This window comes from Anaeromicrobium sp. (assembly GCF_025210435.1).
Classification (GTDB): Bacteria; Bacillota; Clostridia; order Peptostreptococcales; family Thermotaleaceae; genus Anaeromicrobium.
Window position 1 is genome coordinate 1 of sequence record NZ_JAOART010000109.1, and the last position, 23,820, is coordinate 23,820.

Sequence of the window (23,820 nt, forward strand, 5' to 3'; positions counted from 1 at the left end):
TAATGTTGTTACTGGCATCGCTGGTCTACCCATGATTAGGACTCCTTTTCTTATACTATAGATATCTATAATATAAGTTTTTGGAGAAAAAAATTTTATATTCAGTATAAAGCAATTTTAAAACCAATAAATCTATATAGGGAAGAAATTTTAAAATACAACATATTTTAAAGAGTTGAATATAATAATGTAACAGAAAAGGATATAAATATAGATGGTTTTAAAATTGCATATAAATTTATTTATAAAAATGGTAGAAGATACGAAGTAAATAGTTACTTAAAAAATGAGGTGTGAAAATGTATAGTAATAAAATTAATAATACAGGTAATAGTGGAAAAGCAATAGTTGATATAATTATTTGTGTTCATAATGCACTAGAATATGTAAAAGAATGTTTTGATTCGATATTTAAAAAAAAGACCATAGATTTTAACTTGATTATAGTAGATGATGGAAGTGATGAAAATGTGAATGAATACTTAAATGAATTTGCAAAAGAAAATGATTGTGTATTGATTAGACATGATATTGCTAAAGGATATACTGTTTCAGCAAATGAAGGACTTAGAGTATCGAAAAGTAAGTTTGTAATTCTATTAAATAGCGATACGATTGTCACAAAAGGGTGGATCGAGAAACTAATTGAATGTGCAAAGTATGACTCAAAGACAGGTGTTATAGGTCCGTTATCAAATGCGGCTAGTTGGCAAAGTACCCCTAGATTAAAAGGTGAGATAGGATATGATTTAAATTTATTGCCAAAGGGAATAAATTTGGAAATTATGTCTTTACTTGTAGAATTTTCAACTTTAAAAAAATTTCCTAGGGTTCCTTTGGTAAATGGTTTTTGTTATATGATTAAAAGAAAAGTAATTAATAAAGTAGGTTATTTTGATGAAGAAACATTTCCAAAAGGATATGGAGAAGAAGATGATTATAGTATTAGGGTAAAAAAAGCAGGATTTAATTTACGCATTGCTGATCATTGTTATGTATATCATAATAAAACTAAAAGTTTTACACCTGAGAAGAGATTAGCTTTATGTAAAAGTGCACGAAAGTTGTTAAGAGAAAAACAAGGAGAAAAGATTATAAAAGAATATGTTAATGAAGTTATGAACAATAAGGTGTTAAAAATGAATAGAGAAAATGTAAAAATAACCTTAGACAAATTATGGGAATTCAAAAAGGTTGTTTCAAAATCAGTTTTATTTTTGTTTAATGAAAAAGACGTAGATATGGAATTAATTATTGAAGAGATGAATATTTTAACTCAATGTGGATTAAATATTAAAATAGCAGTTAAAGAAAATTTAAAAAATATGATATTAGAAAATAATACTAATGAAAGTTGTTGCCATATATTCTATAATTCAAAAGAAAATTTAGTGAATATTATGGAAAAATTTGATTTGGTTCTGGCAGTTGCCTGTGAGTATGGTAATGAATTTATTGATATACAAAATTTAACCAAGAAGGTTATTTATGCATATAATATACAGAAAAGTAATACTTGTCTTTTAAAACAATATAACTCAAAAGTAATAGGAGATGAAACAAGAAAAGAAGCATGGGATAAATTACTATTTTTAAATGAAATTATTAATAAGAATAAATTTAAAGAAAGATATTAAATGTGTGAGGAAAGTAACTATGTGTTCAAGTAAAGTTGAAGAGGATACTATTGGGAAAGAACCTGAAAATTGGATTTTTCATACATTATTATACTCTCAATAATATGTTTAGAAATGCATAGACTTATTGTTGAATTATAATATAAAAAAGTTAGTAGTTGAACAAGGCGTTTATGGCATAGGATTATTTTCATTAGGAGGATGAATATGCAAAAAACTTTATTATTTCTTCATATTCCTAAGACTGCAGGAGGTACTTTACATGGGATACTGAAGAAGAGATTTAAAGAAGATGAGAGAATGGCTATAGCAAGCTATCCAAACATCTCAAAGTGTAAAGGAATTTTAAAATTAGAGAAACTTAGTTATGATGAACGTAAAAAACTGAATTATATTTTTGGACACTATGCTTTTGGAATTCATGAATTATTACCTAAAGAATTCACATATATTACTTTTTTAAGAAATCCAGTTGAAAGAATTATTTCTTTATACTATTATTTGAAAAACCCTGCTAGGCTTAAGAAAAAAAAATACACTATTAAAGAAATAGAAAATATAATGGAAAGAATGAAAACTCTTGAGAAGTTTATTGAAGAAGGACCTAAGAATAAATTAAGTAATGGGATGACTAGGTTACTTTGTGGAAATGAAAAAATACAGCGTGATTCATCAGTTAATAAACAAGATTTAGAAAAGGCGAAAAAACATTTGATGGAATATTTTTGCTTCTTTGGAATTACTGAAGAATTTGATAAAGGATTATCCATATTGGAAAATATCTTTGGTTGGGAACCTATTGAGTATAAAAATAAGCATGTGGTAAAACATCCTAGTGTAGCAGAAATACCAGAAGAAATAATCAGGAAGATAGAAGAAATGAATGAACTAGATATTGAATTGTATCAATTTGCAAAAGAAAAATATATACATTTTAAAAATAAATACGGTATATTATAATATGAAAATATTGCATTGCACTAGTAAATTACTGGTGCAATGCGTTAATTTATATGATATTAGTTTAAAGATTTGAAATTTACAGCCTTGTTGGACTTGTTTATAGAACAAGTAAAAAAATAGATATCTAAAGGTTGATACCTTTAGTTTTTTATTTTCAAATTAGTATCAAAAAAATATATATCAACGTAATATAGAATAGGGAGGGAATAGAATGTTGGAAAATAAAATTCTAAATATAAACGCAAAAATTGCAGTAATAGGATTAGGGTATGTGGGTTTACCATTAGCTGTTGAATTAGCTAATATAGGATTTAAGGTTTTTGGAATAGATATTGCTGAAGATAAAGTGGAAAGTCTTAAATCGGGAAAATCTTATGTAATAGATGTTAAGGATCAATCTATTCGAAGATTAATTAATAAGAATCTATTTGTAAGCAAGGATTACTCTGTAATATCAAATATGGATGTAATTATTATTTGTGTACCCACACCTCTAAATAAAACGAAAGATCCTGATATAACATATATAAATTTTGTTGTAGAAAAAATTGTGAAATATATGAGGGAGGAAACTTTAATTATATTGGAAAGTACAACATATCCTGGAACAACAGAAGAATTAATTGTCAATGTTATTGAATCAGAAAAGAATTTTAAAGTAGGAAAAGAATTCTTTGTATGTTTTTCACCAGAGAGAGTAGATCCAGCTAATAAGAATTTTAACATTAAGAATACGCCCAAAATAATAGGGGGAAGTACTTCAACTTGCTTAGAATTAGGAAGTACTCTTTATGGTTTATTTATAGAAAAAATTATTAAGGTAAGATCCACTAGGGTAGCAGAAATGACTAAATTACTTGAAAATATATTTAGAAGTGTGAACATAGCCTTAGTGAATGAATTAACTCATATGTCAGATAGAATGGGGATAAATATTTGGGAAGTTATTGAAGCTGCTTCCACAAAACCTTATGGATTTATGTCTTTTCAACCAGGTCCTGGGATTGGAGGGCATTGTATACCTTTAGATCCAATGTATTTATCATGGAAAGCTAAAACGCTGGATTTTTATAGTCGATTTATCGAATTAGCAAGTGATATTAATGGCAATATGCCAAGATATGTGATGAATCAAATTATTGATATATTGAACGATGAAGAGAAATCTGCTAAGAATTCCAATATATTAATTATTGGTTTAGCTTATAAAAAAGATATTGATGATTTACGTGAATCTCCAGCCATAGAAATATTTAAACTATTAAAAGATAAGGGAGCAAATGTATCATATTACGATTCGTATGTATCATATTTTTATAATGAAAATGAAATTATATATTCACAAGAATTAACTAAAGAAAATTTACAAAAAGCTGATTTAGTGGCTATCATTACAGATCATAGTAGTATAGATTATCAATTTATCATAAATAATTCTAAAATTGTTTATGATACAAGAAATGTGACAAAAAAATGTGAGGGAGATAACATTATTCTATTAGGAGGTATGAATGGTGGACTTGAAGCCCCAGATTTATTAGGAGGAGATACATTTGACTAAATTGTCTAATAGGAAAAAAAAAATAGTTGTTTATACGGCAATTAGTGAGAATTATGATGAGTTAAGAGAGCCTAAGTATATATCAAAAAATTGTGATTATGTTTGTTTTACTGATGATATGAAATTAAAGTCAAAAATATGGGATATAGTACCTATTGAAAATTGGTATAATGATCCAAGAAGAAATGTAAGAAGATATAAGATTTTGCCTCATTTATATTTTTCGGATTATGAGTATAGTATATGGATAGATGGGTGTGTAGATATTGTAGATGATATTAAACCCTTCATTGATTTAAATCTAGGGGATGCTTCTATTGCATGTTTCAAACACCGTCACAGAAACTGCATATACGATGAAGCTAATGCTTGTATTAGGCTGAAAAAAGACAATGAAGATATTATAAAAAGACAGATATGGAAGTATAAATCAATAGGATATCCTCAAAATAATGGGCTAATTGAGAGTGGGATTCTTGTAAGAAGACATAATGATCCTGATGTAATAAAATTGATGGAAGATTGGTGGAATGAAATTTCAAAGTCTAGTATAAGAGATCAAATAAGTTTTAACTTCGTAGCTTGGAAAAATAAAACTAAATACAATATAATAGATGAAAATATAAGGGAAACGAGATACTTTAAATGTGGATTCCATAATAATCAGGAAAGATTGGAAAAGTACGATATAGTTTCCTGTGGCCTATATTTGTCTAAATGCAAAATTAAGAATATAGGTTGTATAAAAAAAGATACTCGATTTATTCAAGAATTCTATTCACCTAAGGCTAATTTAAATGGAATATATCTTTATATATCTACTTATAGGCAGAAAATCGTGACGCCTTATAAATTAATTATAAAAGATGAAAACCGCAATCATATTATTAGAGAGGTAAATTTGGATATTCATAGAATTAAGGATAATAGTTTTTTTGATATAATGTTTGACCCAATTTTAGACTCCAAAGGTAAAAAATATTGTTTTACGATTACACCTGCAAAATATACGGTTAATACGCCCATAACATTAGCTTTAGGTGAAGATAATAATTATAAGGATAGAAAAACTATTTTGAACGGAGTAACATTAAAAAAAGCAATTTTCCATAATTTAATATATTCTAAAGTTTAGTTAGAATTACTTTTGTATATAATTATAAAATTATATGGCGAAAACATATAAGAAGGGGGAAGGTATAACTTGATAAGTAAATTTGTCTTTAATACTCAAGACCTAAAGGTAAAGGGGGAATATAAAGACCAAATTACTAAAAATATTAGAATAACTAATGTTTCAACAAATATGAATCCAAAAAACAATTGTCTTATTTTTGTGAATAAGTGGTCAAATGCAGATGAAAATAACTTAAGAAATATAATAAACAGCTTAATATTATTATCTGAAAATGTAAGAATAATAAATGACAAAATTAAAGAAAATAACCAGATAATATATGTAGATAATCCACGAAAACACTATGCCTCAATATTACACTATATACTTGAAAAAAATAAGAAGGCTAAGAAATATACACAACTTGAAAATAATATTACAATTGGAGAAAATGTAATAATTGGACAAAACACTATTGTAGAACCGTTTGTTCTTATTGATCATGATGTTACAATTGGAGATAATTGTATTATTAAATCGGGAGTAAAAATAAGAAAATGTACTCAAATAAAAAATAATACAATAATTAGAGAAAATAGTGTGATTGGAGGAGATGGATTTGGTGTGGAGAGGGATTTAGATAGATCTACTATAAGGATTCCGCATATTGGAGGTGTTATTATAGGTAATAATGTTGATATAGGAGCTTTAAATACGGTTGTATCAGGAACAATTGAGCCAACTATAATAGAGGATTTCGTTATGACTGATGATCATATTCATATAGGACATAATTGTAAAGTGGGAAAGTCAACATTTATTACAGCTTGTGTAGAAGTAAGTGGAAGTGTTGTGATTGGAGAAAACTGTTGGATTGGACCAAATAGTTCTATAATTCAAAAGGTTACTTTAGGAAAAAACAGTATAGTTGGTATAGGGACGGTTATTACCAAATCATTTGGAGATAATGAAATTTTAGCAGGAAGTCCAGCTGATAATATAGAAAATTTTAAGCGTTTACGTAAAGTAAGTAAAAAATTAGTAAAAGATTTTTTCTGAAATATTTATTAACTAAATTATGGTAAAAAAATAAAGACTACTATGTTAAATTCTAAAGAACAAGTTTCCTTGCAGTATTTGAATCGTTTCTAAGGATGCTTGTTCTTTTTTTAGAAGAAGCTAATTTCATAAGGGATTTATTTGATAGATGGTCTGTTTGGTGTTACATATCTTTTTTATTTTTACTAGTACATCTTATATTTATTTAATATTTAGGCATATGAAAAAAATAAACTAGTCAATTTCCTGAGGGATTTGGATTGTTTTCAAGGCATGGTGAGCGAGGATATTGAACATATGTAAGCGATTCCATAACGAAGAAAATAATTTAAATAATCAGTGAAATGACTAATTTATTTTTTGAATATGCCTTATGTAACAAAGATCTATAAATCAGGAAGTTTTAAACTATAACATATTTTAAAATAACTGAATATAATAATGTAGAAGAAAAGGAGGAACCCAACATGGATCATTTAGCCAGATTAGAATCTAAAAGTGTTTATATTTTTAGAGAAGCATATAGTGAATTTAAAAATCTTTGCATGCTATGGTCAATAGGAAAGGATAGTACAGTACTATTATGGCTTGCTAGAAAAGCCTTTTTTGGTCATGTACCTTTTCCTTTAATTCATATAAATACCCATTATAAAATACCAGAAATGATAGAGTATAGAGATAAATTGGCACTGAAATGGAAACTAGATATGATTTATGGAGAGAATAAGGATGCTTTAGAAAATAAACAGACATTTCCTGATGGGAATGTTACAAGAATACAGTGTTGTAAGAAATTAAAGACGGAAGCATTAACAAACACACTAAATGGTAATTGGCCAAGATATAGAATGAATCATGAAACAGGTAAATATGAAATAGATAAAAACACAGAGCCATATACAGGAGTCATTGTAGGAATAAGAGCTGATGAAGAAGGAACTCGTTCGAAGGAGAGGTATTTTTCACCAAGACATAAGAATAGTAGTTGGGATCTAGGAGATCAACCTCCAGAATTTTGGAATCAATTTAACACAGGTTTTGAGAAGGGAACTCATGTAAGAATTCATCCTTTACTTGACTGGACAGAGTTAGATATATGGGAATATATAAAAAGAGAAAATATTCCCATTGTATCCCTATACTTTGATCAAGGGAAAGGAAAGAGATATAGATCCCTAGGGTGTGAACCATGCACGAAAACAGTAGAATCAACAGCTAAAAATGTAGATGAAATAATAGAAGAATTAAAAACTGGAAAGTTTTCAAATATAGCTGAAAGATCAGGACGAGAGCAAGATAAAGAAGATTGTGGGGGATTAGAGGAGTTGAGAAAAGATGGCTATATGTAAAGAAGATATGAATATTGTAATTGTAGGACATGTAGATCATGGTAAAAGTACCATTATTGGAAGACTCTTAGCAGATACCAATTCTTTACCTAAAGGTAAATTAGAGCAAGTAAAAGAAATATGTAGAAGGAATTCAAAGCCCTTTGAATATGCTTTTTTACTAGATGCATTAAAGGATGAACAAGCACAAGGTATAACAATAGATACTGCAAGATGCTTTTTTAAGACTAAAAAGAGAAATTATATCATAATAGATGCTCCGGGACACTTAGAATTCTTGAAGAATATGGTGACAGGAGCATCAAGAGCCGAAGCAGCACTATTAGTTGTAGATGCAAAAGAAGGAGTAAAGGAAAATTCTAGAAGACATGCATATATGCTATCAATGCTTGGGGTTAAACAAATATCCGTCTTGGTTAATAAAATGGACTTAGTGAACTATGATATGAAAATCTATAAAAATATTGTAAATGAATTAAAAGATTTCTTTAAGAAACTAGATATAGAAGTAAAATCCTTTATTCCAGTAAGTGGAATGATGGGAGATAATATAGCAATAAATTCAACAAATATGAATTGGCATAAGGGTGAAACAGTTTTAGAAACATTAGATAGTTTTAAGGCAGAAGAAAAACCTATTAATAAACCATTTAGAATGCCTATACAAGATGTGTATAAGTTCACAAAAAATAATGATAACAGAAGAATATTAGCAGGTAGAATATTAGCTGGACAGTTAAGTATTGGAGATGAAGTAGTATTTTATCCATCAGGCAAAAAAAGTAAAGTAAAAAAGATAGAATCATTTAATAAAGAAAATCAAAAAACTGTGTCTACTGGATATTCAGTAGGATTTACATTAGAAGAACAAATATTTATAAAAAGAGGAGAAATAGCAACACTTTATAAAGAATTAAATCCAAAGGTAACAACGAGAATAAAAGTTAATTTGTTTTGGCTTGGAAAAGAGCCTATGGAAATGGGTAAGAAATATTCATTGAAATTAGGAACAGCAAAGGTTGGTGTAAAAATAGAACAGTTAAATAAGATAATAGATGCATCTAATTTAGAGAGTATAAGAAAGGATAAAATAGAAAAGCATGATGTTGCAGAATGTGTATTAAAGCTTGATAAAGCAGTGGCTTTTGATCTTGCCCATGAGATTGTGGAGACAAGCAGATTTGTAATCGTAGATAACTATTCAATAGCAGGAGGAGGAATTATTTTAAAAGGGTTAGAAGATAAAGAAAACTGGGTGAGAGAAAAAGTATTGATTAGAAATTATAAATGGGAAAAAAGCATGATTACACAAGAAGAAAGATCAGAAAAATATAATCAAAGACCTACTTTGATATTAATAACAGGTGAAAAAAATATAGGGAAAAAAACCATTGCAAAGGCATTGGAAAAAATATTGTTTAATGATGGAAAAATCGTATACTTTTTAGGAATAGGAAATGTATTATATGGAGTCGATGCAGATATAAAAACAAGTACAAATAATAGGAAAGATGAATCCTTAAGAAGATTAGCAGAGGTAGCAAATATAATGATAGATGCAGGTGTGATATTAATTTTAACAGCAGTAGAGCTATCGCAAAATAATTTGGATATTATAAAAACTACCATAAATTCTGAAAGGATAGAGACCATTTGGGTAGGGGAAAATGTAACTACCAATATATCATATGACTTGCGTATATCATCATCTGACCCTTTGGAAAAAGCAGTAAGAGAAATAAAAACCTTACTCCAGAATAAAGGAATAATATTTAAACCATGATAGATAAGATTTTTATAGATAGTATAAGGGGTTTTGCCTATGAAGAGAAAAGTAAATTCTAATATAGTTTGGCATAAAGGAAATGTTACCTATGATGACAGGTGTAAAAACTTAAATCAGGAAGGGTTAGTGGTATGGTTTACGGGTCTTTCAGGATCGGGAAAATCAACAATTGCTGTAGAAGTAGAAAAAGAGCTAATTAGAAGGGGAAAAGTAGTATATAGATTAGATGGTGACAATATAAGATATGGTTTAAATTGTGATTTGGGTTTTTCTGAGAAAGATAGGGGTGAAAATATCAGAAGAATTTCAGAAGTGGCTGCATTGTTTAAGGACGCTGGATTAATAATTTTAGTATCATCTATATCTCCATTCAAAAGGATGAGAGAATTTGCAAAAGAAAAAGTTGGAAAAGATGAATTCCTTGAGATATATGTAAAATGTAGTATAGAAACATGTGCAAAAAGGGACCCAAAAGGTCTTTATAAAAAAGTAAAAAAGGGAGAGCTAGATAATTTTACAGGAATATCATCTCCATATGAAGAACCTGAAATTCCTGATTTGATAATAGATACTAATAACTTATCAATTGAAGAATCTGTATTTAAAGTATTAGAGTTAATAACACACGAATAGATAATATGATAAAAGGGTGTGAAAAAATGTTTTCAGTTTTGTTAATTCCATTATTAGTAGCTATGTTTTTAGGAATTAACATGGGGGGAAGTGGTACTGCTCCATCGTTTTCAGTAGCGTATGGTGCTGATTTGATTAATATAGATTTAATTCCAGTTTTGTTTGGTGTATGTGTTTTAATTGGAGCTATTGTTGCAAGTGAAGAAGTTACAAAAACAATTGGAAAAGGAATTATTTCAGAAAATGTAATGTCAATAACAGTTGTGACAATCATTCTTTTATCAACTTCCCTTTCGATCATGTTTGCCAATATTTTAAAAGTGCCTCAATCAGCAAGTCAAGCTACGGTGTTTGCAATTACAGGAGTGGGTATTTATTTTGATCAATTAAAAACACAAAGGCTATTTTTTGAAATAATTCCCACATGGTTTATTCTACCTATAATTGCATTTATGATTATGTATATAATTGGAAAATATATATTCGAACCATTAAAGTGTAAAAAAACAATTAATTTTATTCAAATTTCAGAAAAAAGTTTATGGAAATATATTGTTATTCTTTCTTCTTGTTATGTTGCCTTTTCTATAGGAGCAAATAATGTGGCAAATGCTACAGGCCCAATTACTTCCATGTTATTAAATGAATTGGGTTTTCAATCTAATACAACATATTCATTACTATGTATGATATTAGCAACAATAATTGTTGCACCGTGTTTTGGTATAGGGAGTTCCATATTCGGTTCAAGCGTACTTGAAACTACTGGAAAAAAGATCATAAGTGTGGCTCCTTTAGGTGCAGTTGTAATTTCTATAGTAACAGGGAGTTTATTTCTAGTTGCATCAGTAACAAAAGGAATTCCTGCATCTTTAGTACAACTTAATACTGGAGCGATTATAGGGTTAGCAACTGCCAAGTTGGGATTTAAAGAAGTTATAAAGAATTCATCTGTTAGGAAAATATTTGTAGTTTGGATTATTGCACCAATAATTTCATTTCTATTAGCAATATTATTTTTATATTTAGGAAGTAAGTTGAATATGTTTTAACATAATAATGGTGATAGTATTTGTACAAATACTATCACCATTATATCTTTAATATTATTTTGTTTAATTATAATAAACGATTATTTAAAAATTCTTCATGTAAACTCTTTATTTCTGAATAACTTTTAAAATCTATTTCTTTTACTTGTGCTATAAACAAGTCTAATAAGCCTAGCACTTCTAATCCTCTAAATAAACGCTTTGCCATACTACCTTTTTTATGAAATTCACTTACTAAGTCTATCACTTTTATAGTATCATCTTTAGTTACCATAGCATTATGCAATCTAATATCTATCCTACTAAAGCCTAATTTTTTCATTTCTTGTAGTATTAATAAAATTTGCTTTGTTATAGATTCTGAAATATAATTTTTTGTTTTTAAATATTCTTCCAAAGTTAAACCTTCAATATACTCCATAACAATATAGTTAGGCCCTACTTCATATATTTTAGGACATCTTGTCCATCCTTTTATTCTTGTATATGCATCTGCCTCTTGTGCTGCACTTTTATTTTTTAAAAATATTTTAACACATCGGTCAGCAGATAGTTTAAAAACGGCGCCGTGACATCCCTTTGAAATAAAATTATAATCTGTTGGATTGTTTTCTACAACAAGGCCTTTTCCTTTTGGATTCTTCATAACAGAAATCATACTGAAATCTTCCATTTTATACTAGATCTCCTTTCATACGCACTCTATGGGTTGGTTTTGTCCAAGTATTGACTTTGTTATATATTATGAATTAATAACATGAAAGTTACTAATGAGAGTTATTGACTTTCTCTTTTTCCACCTTTAAATCTTTAAAACACTATCTTTCTACAAACATAATTAAGACCTTGGCAATCTTATATTGTAAGACGTGGACTATCTCTAACACTGATAATTGTTGAGTAAATTTAACCTAGGTAATTGGAAGGCAGGTGATGAGTGTGCATGAAAAGTTATTGATGTAACAAAAGAAGTTACTGATATAGAACCTGGAAAAACTACTGCTTATTTTACTAATGATGAAAAAGGACTTTGTAAATGAAAATTTCATATGCATTTATTATGTTAAACGCTATATGCTTTAACATAATAAAGGTGATAGTATCTTGATAAATACTATCACCCTAACATTTTACGCAGAGTTTGAAAGTTAGTGATATGAAACTTTAGGCACTGTTTTAATGCAATTTTATATAACTTAATATTAATTTTGTTGAATTATTTCTGAGCGATTTCTTATAAATTCTTTATGCAAACTTTTCATTTCTAAATAAGTTTGAAAATTTATCTTTTTTACTTGTTTCATAAATAAATCTAACAAGCCTCTAAATTCTAAATCTTTAAATAAAAGTTTTGGCTGATTGCTATTTAAGTAAAATGAACAGGCTAAATCTACTAATCTTAGAACGCCATCTTTTGTTATGATAGTATTTTGTAACTCCATATCTATATTTGTAAAGCCTAACTTCTTTATTTCTTGTAATAATAATAAAATCTTCTTTGTTAGGGATTTTGAAATAAATTCTTTCCCCTCTAAATATTCACTCAAAGTTAACCCTTCGATGTACTCTATAATAATATATTTAGGTCCTACTTCATACAATTTAGGGCATATTATGGAGCCATTTATTCTTTTATATGCATCTGCTTCTTGAGCTGCTGTCTTCTCCTGAAAAAATATTTTAACGCATTGGTCATCAGATAGTTTAAAGATTGCTCCGTGTTTTCCCTTCGCAATTAAGGGGTAATCTGTAGGATTACTTTCTACAACTAGGCCTTTGCCTTCTTGATTTTTTACAACAGAAATAATACTAAAGTCTTTCATTTTATACTGTGTCTCCCTTCATACGGACTCTATTTTTGCTTTTGTCTGAGTATTATCTTTATTATATATTATGAATTAAGGAAATAAATGTTACTGATGAGAGTTTGAATGTGCCTGGAGAGAGTAGGAATATAATAACTTATTAATAATAATGATGGAGCAGAAACAAATATTAGGTTTAACAAAGATAAATAACATATTTGTAGGACTAAAGGTTAATTCCTTTAGTTTTTTTTATTTTAAAAGTACCAAAAGAAATATAGGAGCGTAATATGGAATTAAGTAGGAAGTTGGATATTTAGAAGATAGAACTATATATAAACGCAAAATTATAGTAATAAGATTAGATAATATAAATTTATCATAACTATATAACAGGAGGCGAAGCTTTTATTATGAAAGAAAATTTTTCTTATAGTGAATATTACAATATTATAGATAATATAAAGAAAGTGGGAGAAATTAGGGATTTTAAAGAAATAAATTCTAGTACTTCAAATTTTATAATTATTAGACATGATGTTGAATTTTCAGTAGAAAAGGCATATGAAATGGCTATTTTAGAAAAAGAAAAGTGTAATATAACCTCTAGTTATTTTTTTCAGTTAAGAAATAATTCTTATAATATTCTTTCAAAACAGAATATTAACATGATTAGAAAATTATATAGTATGGGTCATAGTATAGGATTGCATGTACATTTAGGTGCATTAAAACATATTGATAATATTGAAGAATATATAATTAAAGATGTTGAAACTTTACAAAATTATCTAAGTCTACCTATTGACAGATTTTCCTTTCACAGACCTTCAAAACAAGTCCTAGCTATAAATTTAAAAATTCAAGGACTAATTAATGCATATTCGGATGAATATTTTCACTATATAGATAATATAGAAAACTATGATGATTTACGTGTGAAATATTTTTCTGACTCAATGAATACCTGGCAGTATGGGTATCCAGATAAAACTAATTTGCAAAATAATAAAAGGATACAAATATTAATGCATCCATATTCATGGTCAAAAAATGGTTATTCTAGTGATGAAAACTTTGAGATTTTAATTAGGGAAAAAACAGATGTTTTAAGAAATACAATAAGAATGGAGTGTAAACATTACAATAAGTAAAGGAGAATAGGTATGAAACTTAATCATTTTGCGTTAAGACACATAACTAAATGCAAAAGTGATTATGAAGGATATATAAAGAAGGTGATAATCTTAATTAGATGAGTTTTAAAAGTACTAGGCAATATAAGTCTATAATTTATATATAGGATTAAAGACTAATTCTTCCTAAGTATATTTCTTTTAAAAAGTATCAAAGGAAATATCTGAACGTAATATGAATTAGGGAGTGAATAGGATGCTAAAGTCTAAAGTTCTAAATAAAAGCGCAAAAATTGCAGTAATAGGATTAGGGTATGTAGGTTTACCGTTAGCTGTTGAATTAGCTAATGTAGGATTTAAGGTTTTTGGAATAGATATTTCTAAAGATAAACTTACAAGTCTTAAATTGGCAAAATCATATGTACTAGATGTGAATGATGAATTTATTAGAAGGTTAATTAACAAGAATTTATTTGTAAGTGATGATTATTCAATAATATCAAATATGGATGTAATTATTATTTGCGTACCCACACCTTTGAATAAAACGAAAGATCCTGATATAACATATATAAATGCAGCTGTAGAAAAAATTGTAAAATATATAACTAAAGAAACTTTAATTATATTAGAAAGTACAACATATCCTGGTACAACAGAAGAATTGATTGTTAATGTTATTGAATCAGAAAGAAATTTTAAAGTAGGTAAAGAATTCTTTGTATGTTTTTCACCAGAGAGAATGGATCCAGGTAATAAGAATTTTAATATTAAGAATACGCCTAAAATAATAGGAGGAAGTACCAAAACCTGTTTAGAATTAGGAATTAATCTTTATAGTTCCTTTGTAGAAAAAATTATTCCTGTAAGTTCTACTAAAGTAGCAGAAATGGCCAAATTACTTGAAAATATATTTAGAAGTGTAAATATAGCCTTAATGAATGAATTAACTCATATGTCAGATAGAATGGGAATAAATATTTGGGAAGTTATTGAAGCTGCTGCCACAAAACCCTATGGATTCATGTCCTTTCAACCAGGTCCAGGGATTGGTGGACATTGTGTACCTTTAGATCCAATGTATTTAGCATGGAAAGCTAAAACACTTGACTTTTATAGTCGATTTATTGAATTAGCAAGTGATATTAATAGGAATATGCCAAGGTATGTAGTAAATCAGATTGCTTCAATATTAAATAAGGAAGAAAAACCTATTAAAGGTTCTAACATATTAATTATGGGAGTATCTTATAAAAAGGATGTTGATGATTTACGCGAATCTCCAGCTATAGATATATTTCAATTATTAGAAGATAATGGAGCAAATGTGGTATATTATGATTCTTATGTTTCATATTTTCATAATAAAAATCAAATTGTCCATTCACAAGAATTATCTAAAGAAAATTTACAAAAAGCTGATTTAGTAGTTATAATTACAGATCATAGTAATGTAGATTATCAATTTGTTATAGATAATTCTAAAATTATTTATGATACAAGGAATATGACAAAAAAGTATAAGGGAGATAACGTTGTTTTATTAGGTGGTTTTAAAGGGGGTTGCAAAGACAGTATTTAGCATAGTAATTATAACTAATTGGAAAATATTCGAATAATATGAATTGCATTTCATAACTAAACTAATTATTTTGGACAAACATGAATAAATATAAGGTTATTTTCTAATAAGGAGTACGTAATATAATGATTAAAAAAATATATAGAAAAGGAAAGGTAGTAATAAAAATACCAGTATTTGATTGGTCAAATGCACACTTATGGGGAGAGTATCATTTTGCTTTAGCTATGAAAAAGCAATTTGAACGAAAAAACTGGGAAGTATTAATTCAGATCTACCCTGAATGGAATACAAAGGATGATGATGGATATGATGTGGTTATTGTTTTAAGAGGTATACGAAAATATATTCCTAATAAAAGGCACTTCAATATAATGTGGAATATATCACATCCACATTATATAACTGTTAAAGAGTATAATGAATATGATTATGTATTTGTAGCTTCAAACATCTGGGCAAATCATATATCTTCCCATTGTGATGTGAAAGTGGAGTCTATGCTTCAATGTACAGACCCTGAACTTTTTTATCCCCAAAAAAGTTTAAAATATAATCATGAATTATTGTTTGTAGGGAATTCAAGAAATGTATTTCGCAATATAGTAAAGGACGTTTTAGCAATTAATAATAAATTAGCCATATATGGCAGCTACTGGGATAAATTTATAAATAAAAAGTATATTAATGGAATATACATTGAAAATAAAGAATTGGCAAAAGCATATTCTTCATGTAAAATTTTATTTAATGACCATTGGAAGGATATGAAAGAAGAGGGATTCATTTCAAATAGATTATTCGATGGATATGGGTCTAGGGCTTTTATTATTTCAGACAATATTAGAGGACATGAGGATGTATTTGGAGATGCATTAGTAACTTATAACACCAAAGAAGAACTAAGTGATTCAATTAAAAAATATTTGAAAAATGAAAGCTTAAGAAAAGAAAAAGCTATTAAAGGGTATGAAATTGTAATTAAAAAACACACTTTTGAAAAGAGAATAAAGAGAATTATTAAAGTAATAGAAGAAAATATATAAAATGTAAAATAAAAACACTCAATAAAATAGAATCTATTTTATTGAGTGTTTTTATTTGAAAAATTTATCTGCCAGCTGCTTTATTAATGGCAGCTTGATGCTTTTGATCTATCTTCTTAGATCCATGGGTTTTACTATTATAAAAATGTAGACATAATACTCCGTCCATACCATTATTTTTAACATAATCTAAATTGGCACCATATCCAAAACCACCACTTCTATTGGCAATGAACTTTCCTGATGGCTGATTGTCTTTACCAGCATGGGGCATACCTATCATAGAACCGGCTATGGTTTTACCGTTTTTGTATACTAAAACTGGTCTTCTACTCCAATTAAAACCGCCCCATATGGATTTAATAATATTAGTATCGGCTACAGTTAAGGGTTCCACATCTGAATGATTACTTCCTACAGTATATTTTAAGTTAAAGGTTTTACCCGTATGGAAATCTTTCACTGTGAAGGTGTCTCCAGGATTTAAGATAGACCCTTTTATTTGAGTCCACCAATTGAGTTTTTGCCCATAGGCTCTAGAAGAGGTTCCCCTTGATGTGCTTTGTTGAGATATGTTTTTATTAGTAGATTTTACATTAAATAAGCTTAAGCTATTTAATTTGGCAATAGTTTGTTTTCCTACTAGGCCATCTGCCTTTAATTTGTACTTTTTTTGAAATGATTTTACTGAATTGTAAGTTACACTACCGTAATAACCTGTAGCCTTAGCAGAAAATGTACCTCCATTCTTTAAAGCTTCTTGTATTACTCGTATTTCGTGGCTTTTCTGACCTTTCTTATATACATTTTTAGAAAAATCATATGTAGCTCCAAAGGATGTTATAGTCATACTTGAAATAATACTTCCTACAACTAAAGTCTGCAATAGTTTCTTCACTATAATTCCTCCCATATTAATCTGTTGCTAGTACATACTATATCATAAAAAGGGCCTAAAATACAGTATTTAAGGGGTATCCCTTATATTACATGAACATGAATAAAAAGGATGTAAACAAAATGTCACTAATTTGTTGACAAAATAAATTTAGACTGTTGATAGATGATACAATAATATATTGTGATCAACATAAGGCATATAAAAAAATAAACTAGTCAATTTCCTGAGGGATTTGGATTATTTTCAAGGCATGGTGAGGGAGCATATTGAACATATGTAAGCGATTCTATAACGAAGAAAATAATTCAAATAACCAGTGAAATGACTAATTTATTTTTTCAATATGCCTAAGATAGAGAGGATGTTATTAAATCTATTGTCTAATACCATTAAATCTATAAAGAGGCTGATGGACAAAAAACAAGGGGGAAAAAATTTATATTATCTATTGACTCCTTGAGAAAAAAATATTATTATTAATTTATCCTTTTGTATTTTTTAGAAAGTATTTTCCAATCTGAAAGAAAAAATATTAATAGTCCTTTTTAAAAAAGGATTTTAGGTTGACTGCCTATAAACAGTTAGTAGACATGGGTCTATGAAAAGGGTGATAACACGAATTATATTCGTCCCTTAGATAAATGAAATAATTTATCTAAGGGATTTTTTTATTTGTTTTTTTACCAAAATTTACAAATTGCATAAGATTCCCTTCATTATATGAAGTATAATGAGAGTAATCAGGACAGAAATTCAAAGGGTTAAAATACATACATTATTTAATCAGGTGAAAAATAAGAAAGAAATGTAGCGTGTTTAAATAGACCATATGCAAATACTAAATAGAAATAATAAATCATGTTAAAATTATATTTACATAAAAATTATAAAGTTGGAGGTATTTTATTATGAATATTGCATCTTATATTGATCACACAATTCTTAAAGCAGACACTAAGAGGGATCAAGTCCTAAAAATTTGCCAGGAGGCTAAAGAGTATAAATTTGCTTCAGTGTGTGTAAATAGTTGTTATACAAAATTAGTGGCAGAGGAATTAAAGGGAACGGGAGTAGATGTTACTACAGTAGTAGGTTTTCCTTTAGGGGCAATGGAAATAGAATCAAAGGCTTTTGAAACTAAGAGAGCTACTGAACTTGGAGCAACAGAAATTGATATGGTAATTAACGTAGGAGCTTTAAAAGATAAGGATTATGATTATGTACTTAGAGACATTAAGGCTGTAGTAGATGCAGCTAAGGGAAAGGCTTTAGTTAAAGTTATAATAGAGACTTGTTTACTAACTGATGAAGAAAAGGTAAAGGTATGTGAGTTATCAAAGGAAGCGGGAGCTGATTTTGTAAAAACTTCTACAGGATTTAGTACAGGTGGAGCAACAGTGGAAGATGTTAAATTAATGAGAGAAACTGTAGGACCTGAAATGGGAGTTAAGGCTTCTGGTGGAGTTAGAACTAAGGAAGATGCACAAGCTGTTATTGAAGCTGGGGCTAGTAGAATAGGTGCTAGTGCATCTGTAAACATTGCACAAGGAACTAAGAACGAAAGTACTGGATACTAATTCTTAAGGCAGGTGAATAAAATGAGAATGTATGATTTGATAATGAAAAAAAGAAATGGTTATGAACTTACAACTGAAGAGATAAACTTTTTCGTTAATGGCTATACAAAGGGAGCGATTCCTGATTATCAAGTTTCAGCTATGATGATGGCCATATATTTTCAAAAGATGAATAAAAGGGAAACTGCAGATTTAACAATGGCTATGGTAAATAGTGGAGAAATCATAGATTTATCAGGTATTAATGGAGTGAAAGTGGATAAGCACAGTACTGGTGGTGTTGGTGATACTACCACATTAATATTAGGACCTATGGTTGCAGCTACAGGAGTGCCTGTGGCTAAAATGTCAGGTCGTGGACTTGGGCACACAGGTGGAACTATAGATAAATTAGAATCTTTTCCGGGATTTACTGTTGATATGCCAATCGAAAAATTTGTGGAAAATGTTAATAAGGATAAAATAGCAGTGGGAGGACAAACGGCTAATTTAGCTCCAGCAGATAAGAAATTATATGCCCTAAGGGATGTAACTGCCACGGTTGATAATCTTTCATTAATTGCAAGTAGTATAATGAGTAAAAAAATAGCATCTGGAGCACAAGCCATTGTACTTGACGTTAAAACTGGTAGTGGAGCCTTTATGAAGGAAGAAGATGCTTCCTTTGAATTAGCTAAAGAAATGGTTGGTATAGGCACTAATGTGAAAAGAAATACAATAGGTGTAGTTACTGATATGGATCAGCCTCTAGGTTATGCAGTAGGAAATGCATTAGAAGTTAAGGAAGCTATAGATACATTAATGGGGAAAGGCCCTAAAGATTTAACAGAACTTTGCTTAGCTTTAGGCTCTTATATGTTAGTTTTAGGTGAAAAGGCTAAAGATCCTAAGGAAGCTAGAACCATGTTAGAAGAAACTATAAGTTCTGGTACTGCATTAGGAAAACTAAAAGAATTTGTTAAAGCACAAGGTGGAGACTCATCATATGTGGATAATCCAGAAAAATTTCAGACTCCAAAGATTGTGAAAGAAGTCTTATCTGAGGAATCTGGATATGTAAAGGGGATTAAAGCTGATCATGTGGGAAGAGCAGCATTAGTCCTTGGTGCAGGAAGAGAAACAAAGGAAAGTATAATTGATCTTTCTGTGGGAATTGTCCTTAAAAAGAAAATTGGTGATTATATAAAAAAGGGTGAACCTATAGCTACTATATATGCCAATGATTTAAAAAAGAAAGAAACGTCGGAAAAAATATTGTTAGATTCATATACAATAGTAGAAGAAAAAATTATTCCAAACAAATTGATCAAAGGTATCGTAACTAAGGATGGAATAGAGAAATACTAGGAAGTAGGAGTGGACTTATGAATATAGTTATTGCAATAGGTATTGCATCTGGAATTTTAGCATGTGGTTGGGTTATGAGTAGTATATCCCTAGGATTCATAACTTTTGCTGGATTTTTCGGATGGTCAAGCTTTTTTGTTGCAGGAGGAAGTGAAGCAGGGATCAAAAAAACTTTGATAAATAATTTAAGTGGTGTATTTTGGGGAATATTAGCAGTTAAATTTGGAGATTATCTATCTCCTATTATAGGAACCAAGTTGGCACTAGGGATTGCCAATGGTATGGGTTCTGCAATAATTTGCTGGATGTCAAGATATAAGCCATTTTCATCCATACCCGCTTCATTCATAGGATGCTCTACTTATTTTGCAACTAACTTTAATATTATGGGTACAATAGTAGGACTTATAATAGGACAGTGTATAGGATTAATATCAGTAAAACTTACTGATTTAATAGCAAAGAGTAAAAGTAGTGTAATAGCAGAGTAATAAAAAAGGCATAGAAAATATGCCTTTTTTATTATGTCTTATTCTATAAAATTTGTTAAAGTACCGATTTTTTCAATATGGCATTCTACCTTATCCTTTGAATTTAGAAATTTAAAAGGAGAGAATCCAAGACCTACACCTGATGGGGTGCCTGTTATAATAATATCTCCTGCCTTTAATTCCATTCCCTTTGATAGATCACTTATTATATGGGGAATATTAAATATCATATTTTTAGTATTAGAATCTTGTCTAATTTCTCCATTAACACTACATTTTATATTTAATTCTACAGGAAATGGTATTTGAGACTTATGTACAATATAGGGTCCCATTGGACAAAAGGTTTCTAAACTCTTTCCCTTGAACCATTGATTATGCTTACGTTGCAAATTTCTAGCAGAAATATCATTTACTATGGTGTAGCCAAATATATATTCTTCAGCATCTTCTTCTCTTATATTTATACCGTCTTTTCCTAATATTACTGCCAATTCTACCTCGTAATCAATCATTTCAGTTATTTCCCTATGATTTTTAATCATATCTAAATGTCCGATGGCTGGATTTCCTATCTTTGAAAAATATATAGGGAATTTAGGTATATTGTCATCGGCACCTGGTAATCCTACCACTTCTTTAGCATGATCTAAATAGTTTTTTCCTAAACAAAAGAGACTTCTTTTAGGATAGGGGATAGGAGCTAATAATTTTACTTCGGTTAAAGGAATTGAATTTAAGTTAGAAGATTTCATTAGGCCATGTATGTTTTCTAACATGGAGTCATTAAATGTACATATGAAATCGTTTAAAGTTTTTCCTTTAAAAATTCCTCCTAGGGGAATTACTCTATCTTTTTCTTTATTAAGTATTCCATAATTTTCTTGGCCTTTATATAAATAGGTTAAAAAATACATACTATACCTCCTTTTTATAGATATTATTCAACAAATTATTTCTAAATCCTTTATATAGAAGAGTTCTTGTGGGAATAATAAATAATTATTAAAGGATAAGGTAGGAAGGAATTTATTATGAAAAAAGAAGGACTTAAAAGTTTACATATATTTATGTTTCCATTTTCTTGGAAAATCTTAAATAAAAATAAATTTAAATTAAATAAGGAATCTGACTTGAAATTATTTATGAAAAATCTTTCTGGTAAATGGGAATATGAAATACACAATGGAGATAATGAAAAGGGATATAATGAATTAATGTACTTTTTTGACCATGGGAAGGAGGCCATGTTTTGTAGATATGGCCAATGGCATAAAAAGTATGCTGAGCAAATGGTTTTTAATTATAGGTACAGGGAAAAGGATGGGAAATATAATATATGTATAAGAAAACATAATGAAATTTGTAAGTATGCCTTGTTTATAGATGAAATAAGATTAAAACTCTATAAAACGGGCATTGGAATAATATCCTTTTATTTAATGAATAAAGAATATGGTGATAAAGAAGATATTTTAAGGATAAATGATTATGGAAGACGAATATATCCTCCATTTTTACCTATAGATAAGGCGAAAGAAACATTCCTAGCGGACAGGATAGAAATACAATTTAAAAAATACAATATAAAGGAAGAGTTTGAAAGTGTTATAAAAAATAAATATAAAATTCCTAGTATTATAATGAAATTATTAGGTGAAAAATTTATGAATCCAAATAGGACTTATAAAGGAAGAAAAATCCATATAACTCCCATAATTGATGATAGAATGTTCGTCATATGTTGGTATGGAAATGATGAGTTAATTGAAAAATTTAAGATAAATCAAAGGGGTAAATACAAATATGAAAAGGATTTGTATTGGTATAATTTCATGGCCATAAATAATAATTCCCCCAAATATCAAAGTGTAAAATACATTAGGCCCTTTATTAAGGAACATACTTATGATCGATGGATAAAGAAGGGAAGTTTATACGCAATAACGGAAAATTCATTAGTCTTAATATCCAATGAAATAGATAAGCTGGAAGAAATTTTTTTAAACCCATGGAAATTGGTAGAAGATTTAAAGACTATTTATTATGATATAGTTTGCCTTGCCTTAGCTCAAAGGGCCTCCGTCCTCAAGTTTTCCAATGAGGTTGCCACCATATCCATGATGAAAAAAGAAAATTTAATAAAAAAGATAAGTAAATTGTATGGTGAATATTTACAATTTATTAATAGGATGTACTTTAGAGAAGTAACACCAAAGGAGCAAGGAAATGAGATTTATTCTAAAATAGAATGGGCCATGAAAATTGAAAAGGACATAATGAATTTAAAAAAGGAAATAGATGAGATTCATGAATATGCAAGATTAATGGCAGATGAAAGAACTAACAAGGTTTTATATGTGCTTACCATAATAGGAGGTGCCTTTGTAATTCCTTCTTTTTTTACTGGATATTTTGGCATGAATATATACGAAGAAAAGTTACTCCTTTGGTACAAGGATTCAGATGTACAAAGATGGATGTATTGTTATTTTTTATTTCCTGCCATAAGTACCCTCGTGATTATATATGGTATTTTAAAGAATAAAAACATACTAAATTTAATTTTTCTTTTAATAATAATCATATTTTTATTGAAAGTTCTACTCCTTTAATAAGAAATAAAAAGGTATCGATTTAGTTACGTAAGTTTTGTACAAAAATAGTCTATTCTTTTGGATAATTATTCTTTGGTATTTTAGGCAAAAAATAACTAAAGGTAATACCATATCCCTTATCGAAGTAGTGTTTTCCCAAAAACTCTAACGAAAGGTGGTA

The 23,820-nt window shown here is 28.7% G+C and carries 20 protein-coding genes; 16 read left to right on the plus strand and 4 right to left on the minus strand.

Annotation, left to right across the window (positions count from 1 at the left end; translation table 11 throughout):
* Positions 1 to 299: 299 nt before the first annotated feature.
* From N4A57_RS13535 to N4A57_RS13575, 9 genes are all read left to right on the plus strand, one after another.
* Complete coding sequence (locus tag N4A57_RS13535) at positions 300 to 1,637, plus strand: glycosyltransferase family 2 protein (protein WP_293658525.1); 1,338 nt, start codon at positions 300 to 302, stop codon at positions 1,635 to 1,637.
* A 207-nt stretch (positions 1,638 to 1,844) separates the two neighbouring features.
* Positions 1,845 to 2,597 carry a sulfotransferase family 2 domain-containing protein gene (locus tag N4A57_RS13540; protein ID WP_293658526.1) on the plus strand — a complete coding sequence of 251 codons (753 nt, stop codon included), beginning with the start codon at positions 1,845 to 1,847 and terminating at the stop codon, positions 2,595 to 2,597.
* 214 nt (positions 2,598 to 2,811) lie between these two features.
* Positions 2,812 to 4,161 carry a nucleotide sugar dehydrogenase gene (locus tag N4A57_RS13545; RefSeq protein WP_293658527.1) on the plus strand — a complete coding sequence of 450 codons (1,350 nt, stop codon included), beginning with the start codon at positions 2,812 to 2,814 and terminating at the stop codon, positions 4,159 to 4,161.
* Positions 4,154 to 5,296 carry a glycosyltransferase domain-containing protein gene (locus N4A57_RS13550; protein ID WP_293658528.1) on the plus strand — a complete coding sequence of 381 codons (1,143 nt, stop codon included), beginning with the start codon at positions 4,154 to 4,156 and terminating at the stop codon, positions 5,294 to 5,296. Before N4A57_RS13545 ends, N4A57_RS13550 begins: the two co-directional genes overlap by 8 nt.
* 69 nt (positions 5,297 to 5,365) lie before the next feature.
* Positions 5,366 to 6,337: a UDP-3-O-(3-hydroxymyristoyl)glucosamine N-acyltransferase gene (locus tag N4A57_RS13555; RefSeq protein ID WP_293658529.1), complete on the plus strand. Its 972-nt coding sequence runs from the start codon at positions 5,366 to 5,368 to the stop codon at positions 6,335 to 6,337.
* Positions 6,338 to 6,804: 467 nt separating this feature from the next.
* Positions 6,805 to 7,686 carry a sulfate adenylyltransferase subunit CysD gene (cysD, locus tag N4A57_RS13560; protein WP_293658530.1) on the plus strand — a complete coding sequence of 294 codons (882 nt, stop codon included), beginning with the start codon at positions 6,805 to 6,807 and terminating at the stop codon, positions 7,684 to 7,686.
* The gene (locus tag N4A57_RS13565; protein WP_293658531.1) at positions 7,673 to 9,469 is read left to right on the plus strand and encodes a GTP-binding protein; all 1,797 of its coding nucleotides are present in this window, start codon (positions 7,673 to 7,675) and stop codon (positions 9,467 to 9,469) included. Before cysD ends, N4A57_RS13565 begins: the two co-directional genes overlap by 14 nt.
* A gap of 39 nt (positions 9,470 to 9,508) precedes the next feature.
* Positions 9,509 to 10,105: an adenylyl-sulfate kinase gene (cysC, locus tag N4A57_RS13570; RefSeq protein ID WP_293658532.1), complete on the plus strand. Its 597-nt coding sequence runs from the start codon at positions 9,509 to 9,511 to the stop codon at positions 10,103 to 10,105.
* A 26-nt stretch (positions 10,106 to 10,131) separates the two neighbouring features.
* Positions 10,132 to 11,157 carry an inorganic phosphate transporter gene (locus tag N4A57_RS13575; protein WP_293658533.1) on the plus strand — a complete coding sequence of 342 codons (1,026 nt, stop codon included), beginning with the start codon at positions 10,132 to 10,134 and terminating at the stop codon, positions 11,155 to 11,157.
* A gap of 67 nt (positions 11,158 to 11,224) precedes the next feature.
* On the opposite strand, the gene N4A57_RS13580 is transcribed toward N4A57_RS13575, so the two are convergent.
* Together N4A57_RS13580 and N4A57_RS13585 are read right to left on the minus strand one after the other, a co-directional pair.
* Positions 11,225 to 11,830, minus strand: coding sequence for an RIO1 family regulatory kinase/ATPase domain-containing protein (locus N4A57_RS13580; protein ID WP_293658534.1), 606 nt, complete (start codon positions 11,828 to 11,830; stop codon positions 11,225 to 11,227).
* A 529-nt stretch (positions 11,831 to 12,359) separates the two neighbouring features.
* Complete coding sequence (locus N4A57_RS13585; protein WP_293658535.1) at positions 12,360 to 12,980, minus strand: hypothetical protein; 621 nt, start codon at positions 12,978 to 12,980, stop codon at positions 12,360 to 12,362.
* Positions 12,981 to 13,375: 395 nt separating this feature from the next.
* Between N4A57_RS13585 and N4A57_RS13590 the strand changes: the two genes are divergently transcribed.
* The 3 genes from N4A57_RS13590 (at position 13,376) to N4A57_RS13600 (ending at position 16,726) form a co-directional block, all read left to right on the plus strand.
* On the plus strand, positions 13,376 to 14,116 hold the full coding sequence (locus N4A57_RS13590) for a hypothetical protein (protein WP_293658536.1): 741 nt from the start codon (positions 13,376 to 13,378) through the stop codon (positions 14,114 to 14,116).
* Between the two features lie 238 nt (positions 14,117 to 14,354).
* Positions 14,355 to 15,680 (plus strand): nucleotide sugar dehydrogenase, encoded by a 1,326-nt coding sequence (locus tag N4A57_RS13595; protein ID WP_293658537.1) that lies wholly within the window; start codon positions 14,355 to 14,357, stop codon positions 15,678 to 15,680.
* Between the two features lie 125 nt (positions 15,681 to 15,805).
* Positions 15,806 to 16,726 carry a CgeB family protein gene (locus N4A57_RS13600; protein ID WP_293658538.1) on the plus strand — a complete coding sequence of 307 codons (921 nt, stop codon included), beginning with the start codon at positions 15,806 to 15,808 and terminating at the stop codon, positions 16,724 to 16,726.
* 64 nt (positions 16,727 to 16,790) lie between these two features.
* Here N4A57_RS13600 and N4A57_RS13605 read toward each other — a convergent pair whose 3' ends face one another.
* Complete coding sequence (locus N4A57_RS13605; protein WP_293658539.1) at positions 16,791 to 17,624, minus strand: peptidoglycan-binding domain-containing protein; 834 nt, start codon at positions 17,622 to 17,624, stop codon at positions 16,791 to 16,793.
* A gap of 911 nt (positions 17,625 to 18,535) precedes the next feature.
* On the opposite strand from N4A57_RS13605, the gene deoC reads away from it, so the two are divergent.
* The 3 genes from deoC to N4A57_RS13620 are packed head-to-tail and all read left to right on the plus strand — an operon-like array spanning position 18,536 to position 21,042.
* Positions 18,536 to 19,204, plus strand: coding sequence for a deoxyribose-phosphate aldolase (gene deoC / locus N4A57_RS13610; protein ID WP_293658540.1), 669 nt, complete (start codon positions 18,536 to 18,538; stop codon positions 19,202 to 19,204).
* Between the two features lie 21 nt (positions 19,205 to 19,225).
* A complete protein-coding gene (locus N4A57_RS13615) occupies positions 19,226 to 20,551 on the plus strand; it encodes a pyrimidine-nucleoside phosphorylase (protein WP_293658541.1) in 1,326 nt (441 codons plus the stop codon).
* 17 nt (positions 20,552 to 20,568) lie between these two features.
* Entirely contained in the window at positions 20,569 to 21,042 is a 474-nt protein-coding gene (locus tag N4A57_RS13620) for a DUF1097 domain-containing protein (RefSeq protein WP_293658542.1), read from the plus strand.
* 38 nt (positions 21,043 to 21,080) lie between these two features.
* Here N4A57_RS13620 and N4A57_RS13625 read toward each other — a convergent pair whose 3' ends face one another.
* Positions 21,081 to 21,959: a fumarylacetoacetate hydrolase family protein gene (locus N4A57_RS13625; protein ID WP_293658543.1), complete on the minus strand. Its 879-nt coding sequence runs from the start codon at positions 21,957 to 21,959 to the stop codon at positions 21,081 to 21,083.
* A gap of 117 nt (positions 21,960 to 22,076) precedes the next feature.
* Between N4A57_RS13625 and N4A57_RS13630 the strand changes: the two genes are divergently transcribed.
* Entirely contained in the window at positions 22,077 to 23,657 is a 1,581-nt protein-coding gene (locus tag N4A57_RS13630; protein ID WP_293658544.1) for a CorA family divalent cation transporter, read from the plus strand.
* Positions 23,658 to 23,820 lie beyond the last annotated feature (163 nt).

Excerpts from the sequence above, each read along its gene's own strand:
- cysD (WP_293658530.1), top strand. The coding sequence starts at position 6,805 with ATGGATCATTTAGCCAGATTAGAATCTAAAAGTGTTTATATTTTTAGA.
- N4A57_RS13630 (WP_293658544.1), top strand. The coding sequence starts at position 22,077 with ATGAAAAAAGAAGGACTTAAAAGTTTACATATATTTATGTTTCCATTT.
- N4A57_RS13545 (WP_293658527.1), top strand. The coding sequence starts at position 2,812 with ATGTTGGAAAATAAAATTCTAAATATAAACGCAAAAATTGCAGTAATA.
- N4A57_RS13580 (WP_293658534.1), bottom strand. The coding sequence starts at position 11,830 with ATGGAAGATTTCAGTATGATTTCTGTTATGAAGAATCCAAAAGGAAAA.
- N4A57_RS13540 (WP_293658526.1), top strand. The coding sequence starts at position 1,845 with ATGCAAAAAACTTTATTATTTCTTCATATTCCTAAGACTGCAGGAGGT.
- cysC (WP_293658532.1), top strand. The coding sequence starts at position 9,509 with ATGAAGAGAAAAGTAAATTCTAATATAGTTTGGCATAAAGGAAATGTT.
- N4A57_RS13575 (WP_293658533.1), top strand. The coding sequence starts at position 10,132 with ATGTTTTCAGTTTTGTTAATTCCATTATTAGTAGCTATGTTTTTAGGA.
- N4A57_RS13535 (WP_293658525.1), top strand. The coding sequence starts at position 300 with ATGTATAGTAATAAAATTAATAATACAGGTAATAGTGGAAAAGCAATA.
- N4A57_RS13615 (WP_293658541.1), top strand. The coding sequence starts at position 19,226 with ATGAGAATGTATGATTTGATAATGAAAAAAAGAAATGGTTATGAACTT.
- N4A57_RS13565 (WP_293658531.1), top strand. The coding sequence starts at position 7,673 with ATGGCTATATGTAAAGAAGATATGAATATTGTAATTGTAGGACATGTA.
- N4A57_RS13625 (WP_293658543.1), bottom strand. The coding sequence starts at position 21,959 with ATGTATTTTTTAACCTATTTATATAAAGGCCAAGAAAATTATGGAATA.
- N4A57_RS13585 (WP_293658535.1), bottom strand. The coding sequence starts at position 12,980 with ATGAAAGACTTTAGTATTATTTCTGTTGTAAAAAATCAAGAAGGCAAA.
- deoC (WP_293658540.1), top strand. The coding sequence starts at position 18,536 with ATGAATATTGCATCTTATATTGATCACACAATTCTTAAAGCAGACACT.
- N4A57_RS13620 (WP_293658542.1), top strand. The coding sequence starts at position 20,569 with ATGAATATAGTTATTGCAATAGGTATTGCATCTGGAATTTTAGCATGT.
- N4A57_RS13590 (WP_293658536.1), top strand. The coding sequence starts at position 13,376 with ATGAAAGAAAATTTTTCTTATAGTGAATATTACAATATTATAGATAAT.
- N4A57_RS13600 (WP_293658538.1), top strand. The coding sequence starts at position 15,806 with ATGATTAAAAAAATATATAGAAAAGGAAAGGTAGTAATAAAAATACCA.
- N4A57_RS13595 (WP_293658537.1), top strand. The coding sequence starts at position 14,355 with ATGCTAAAGTCTAAAGTTCTAAATAAAAGCGCAAAAATTGCAGTAATA.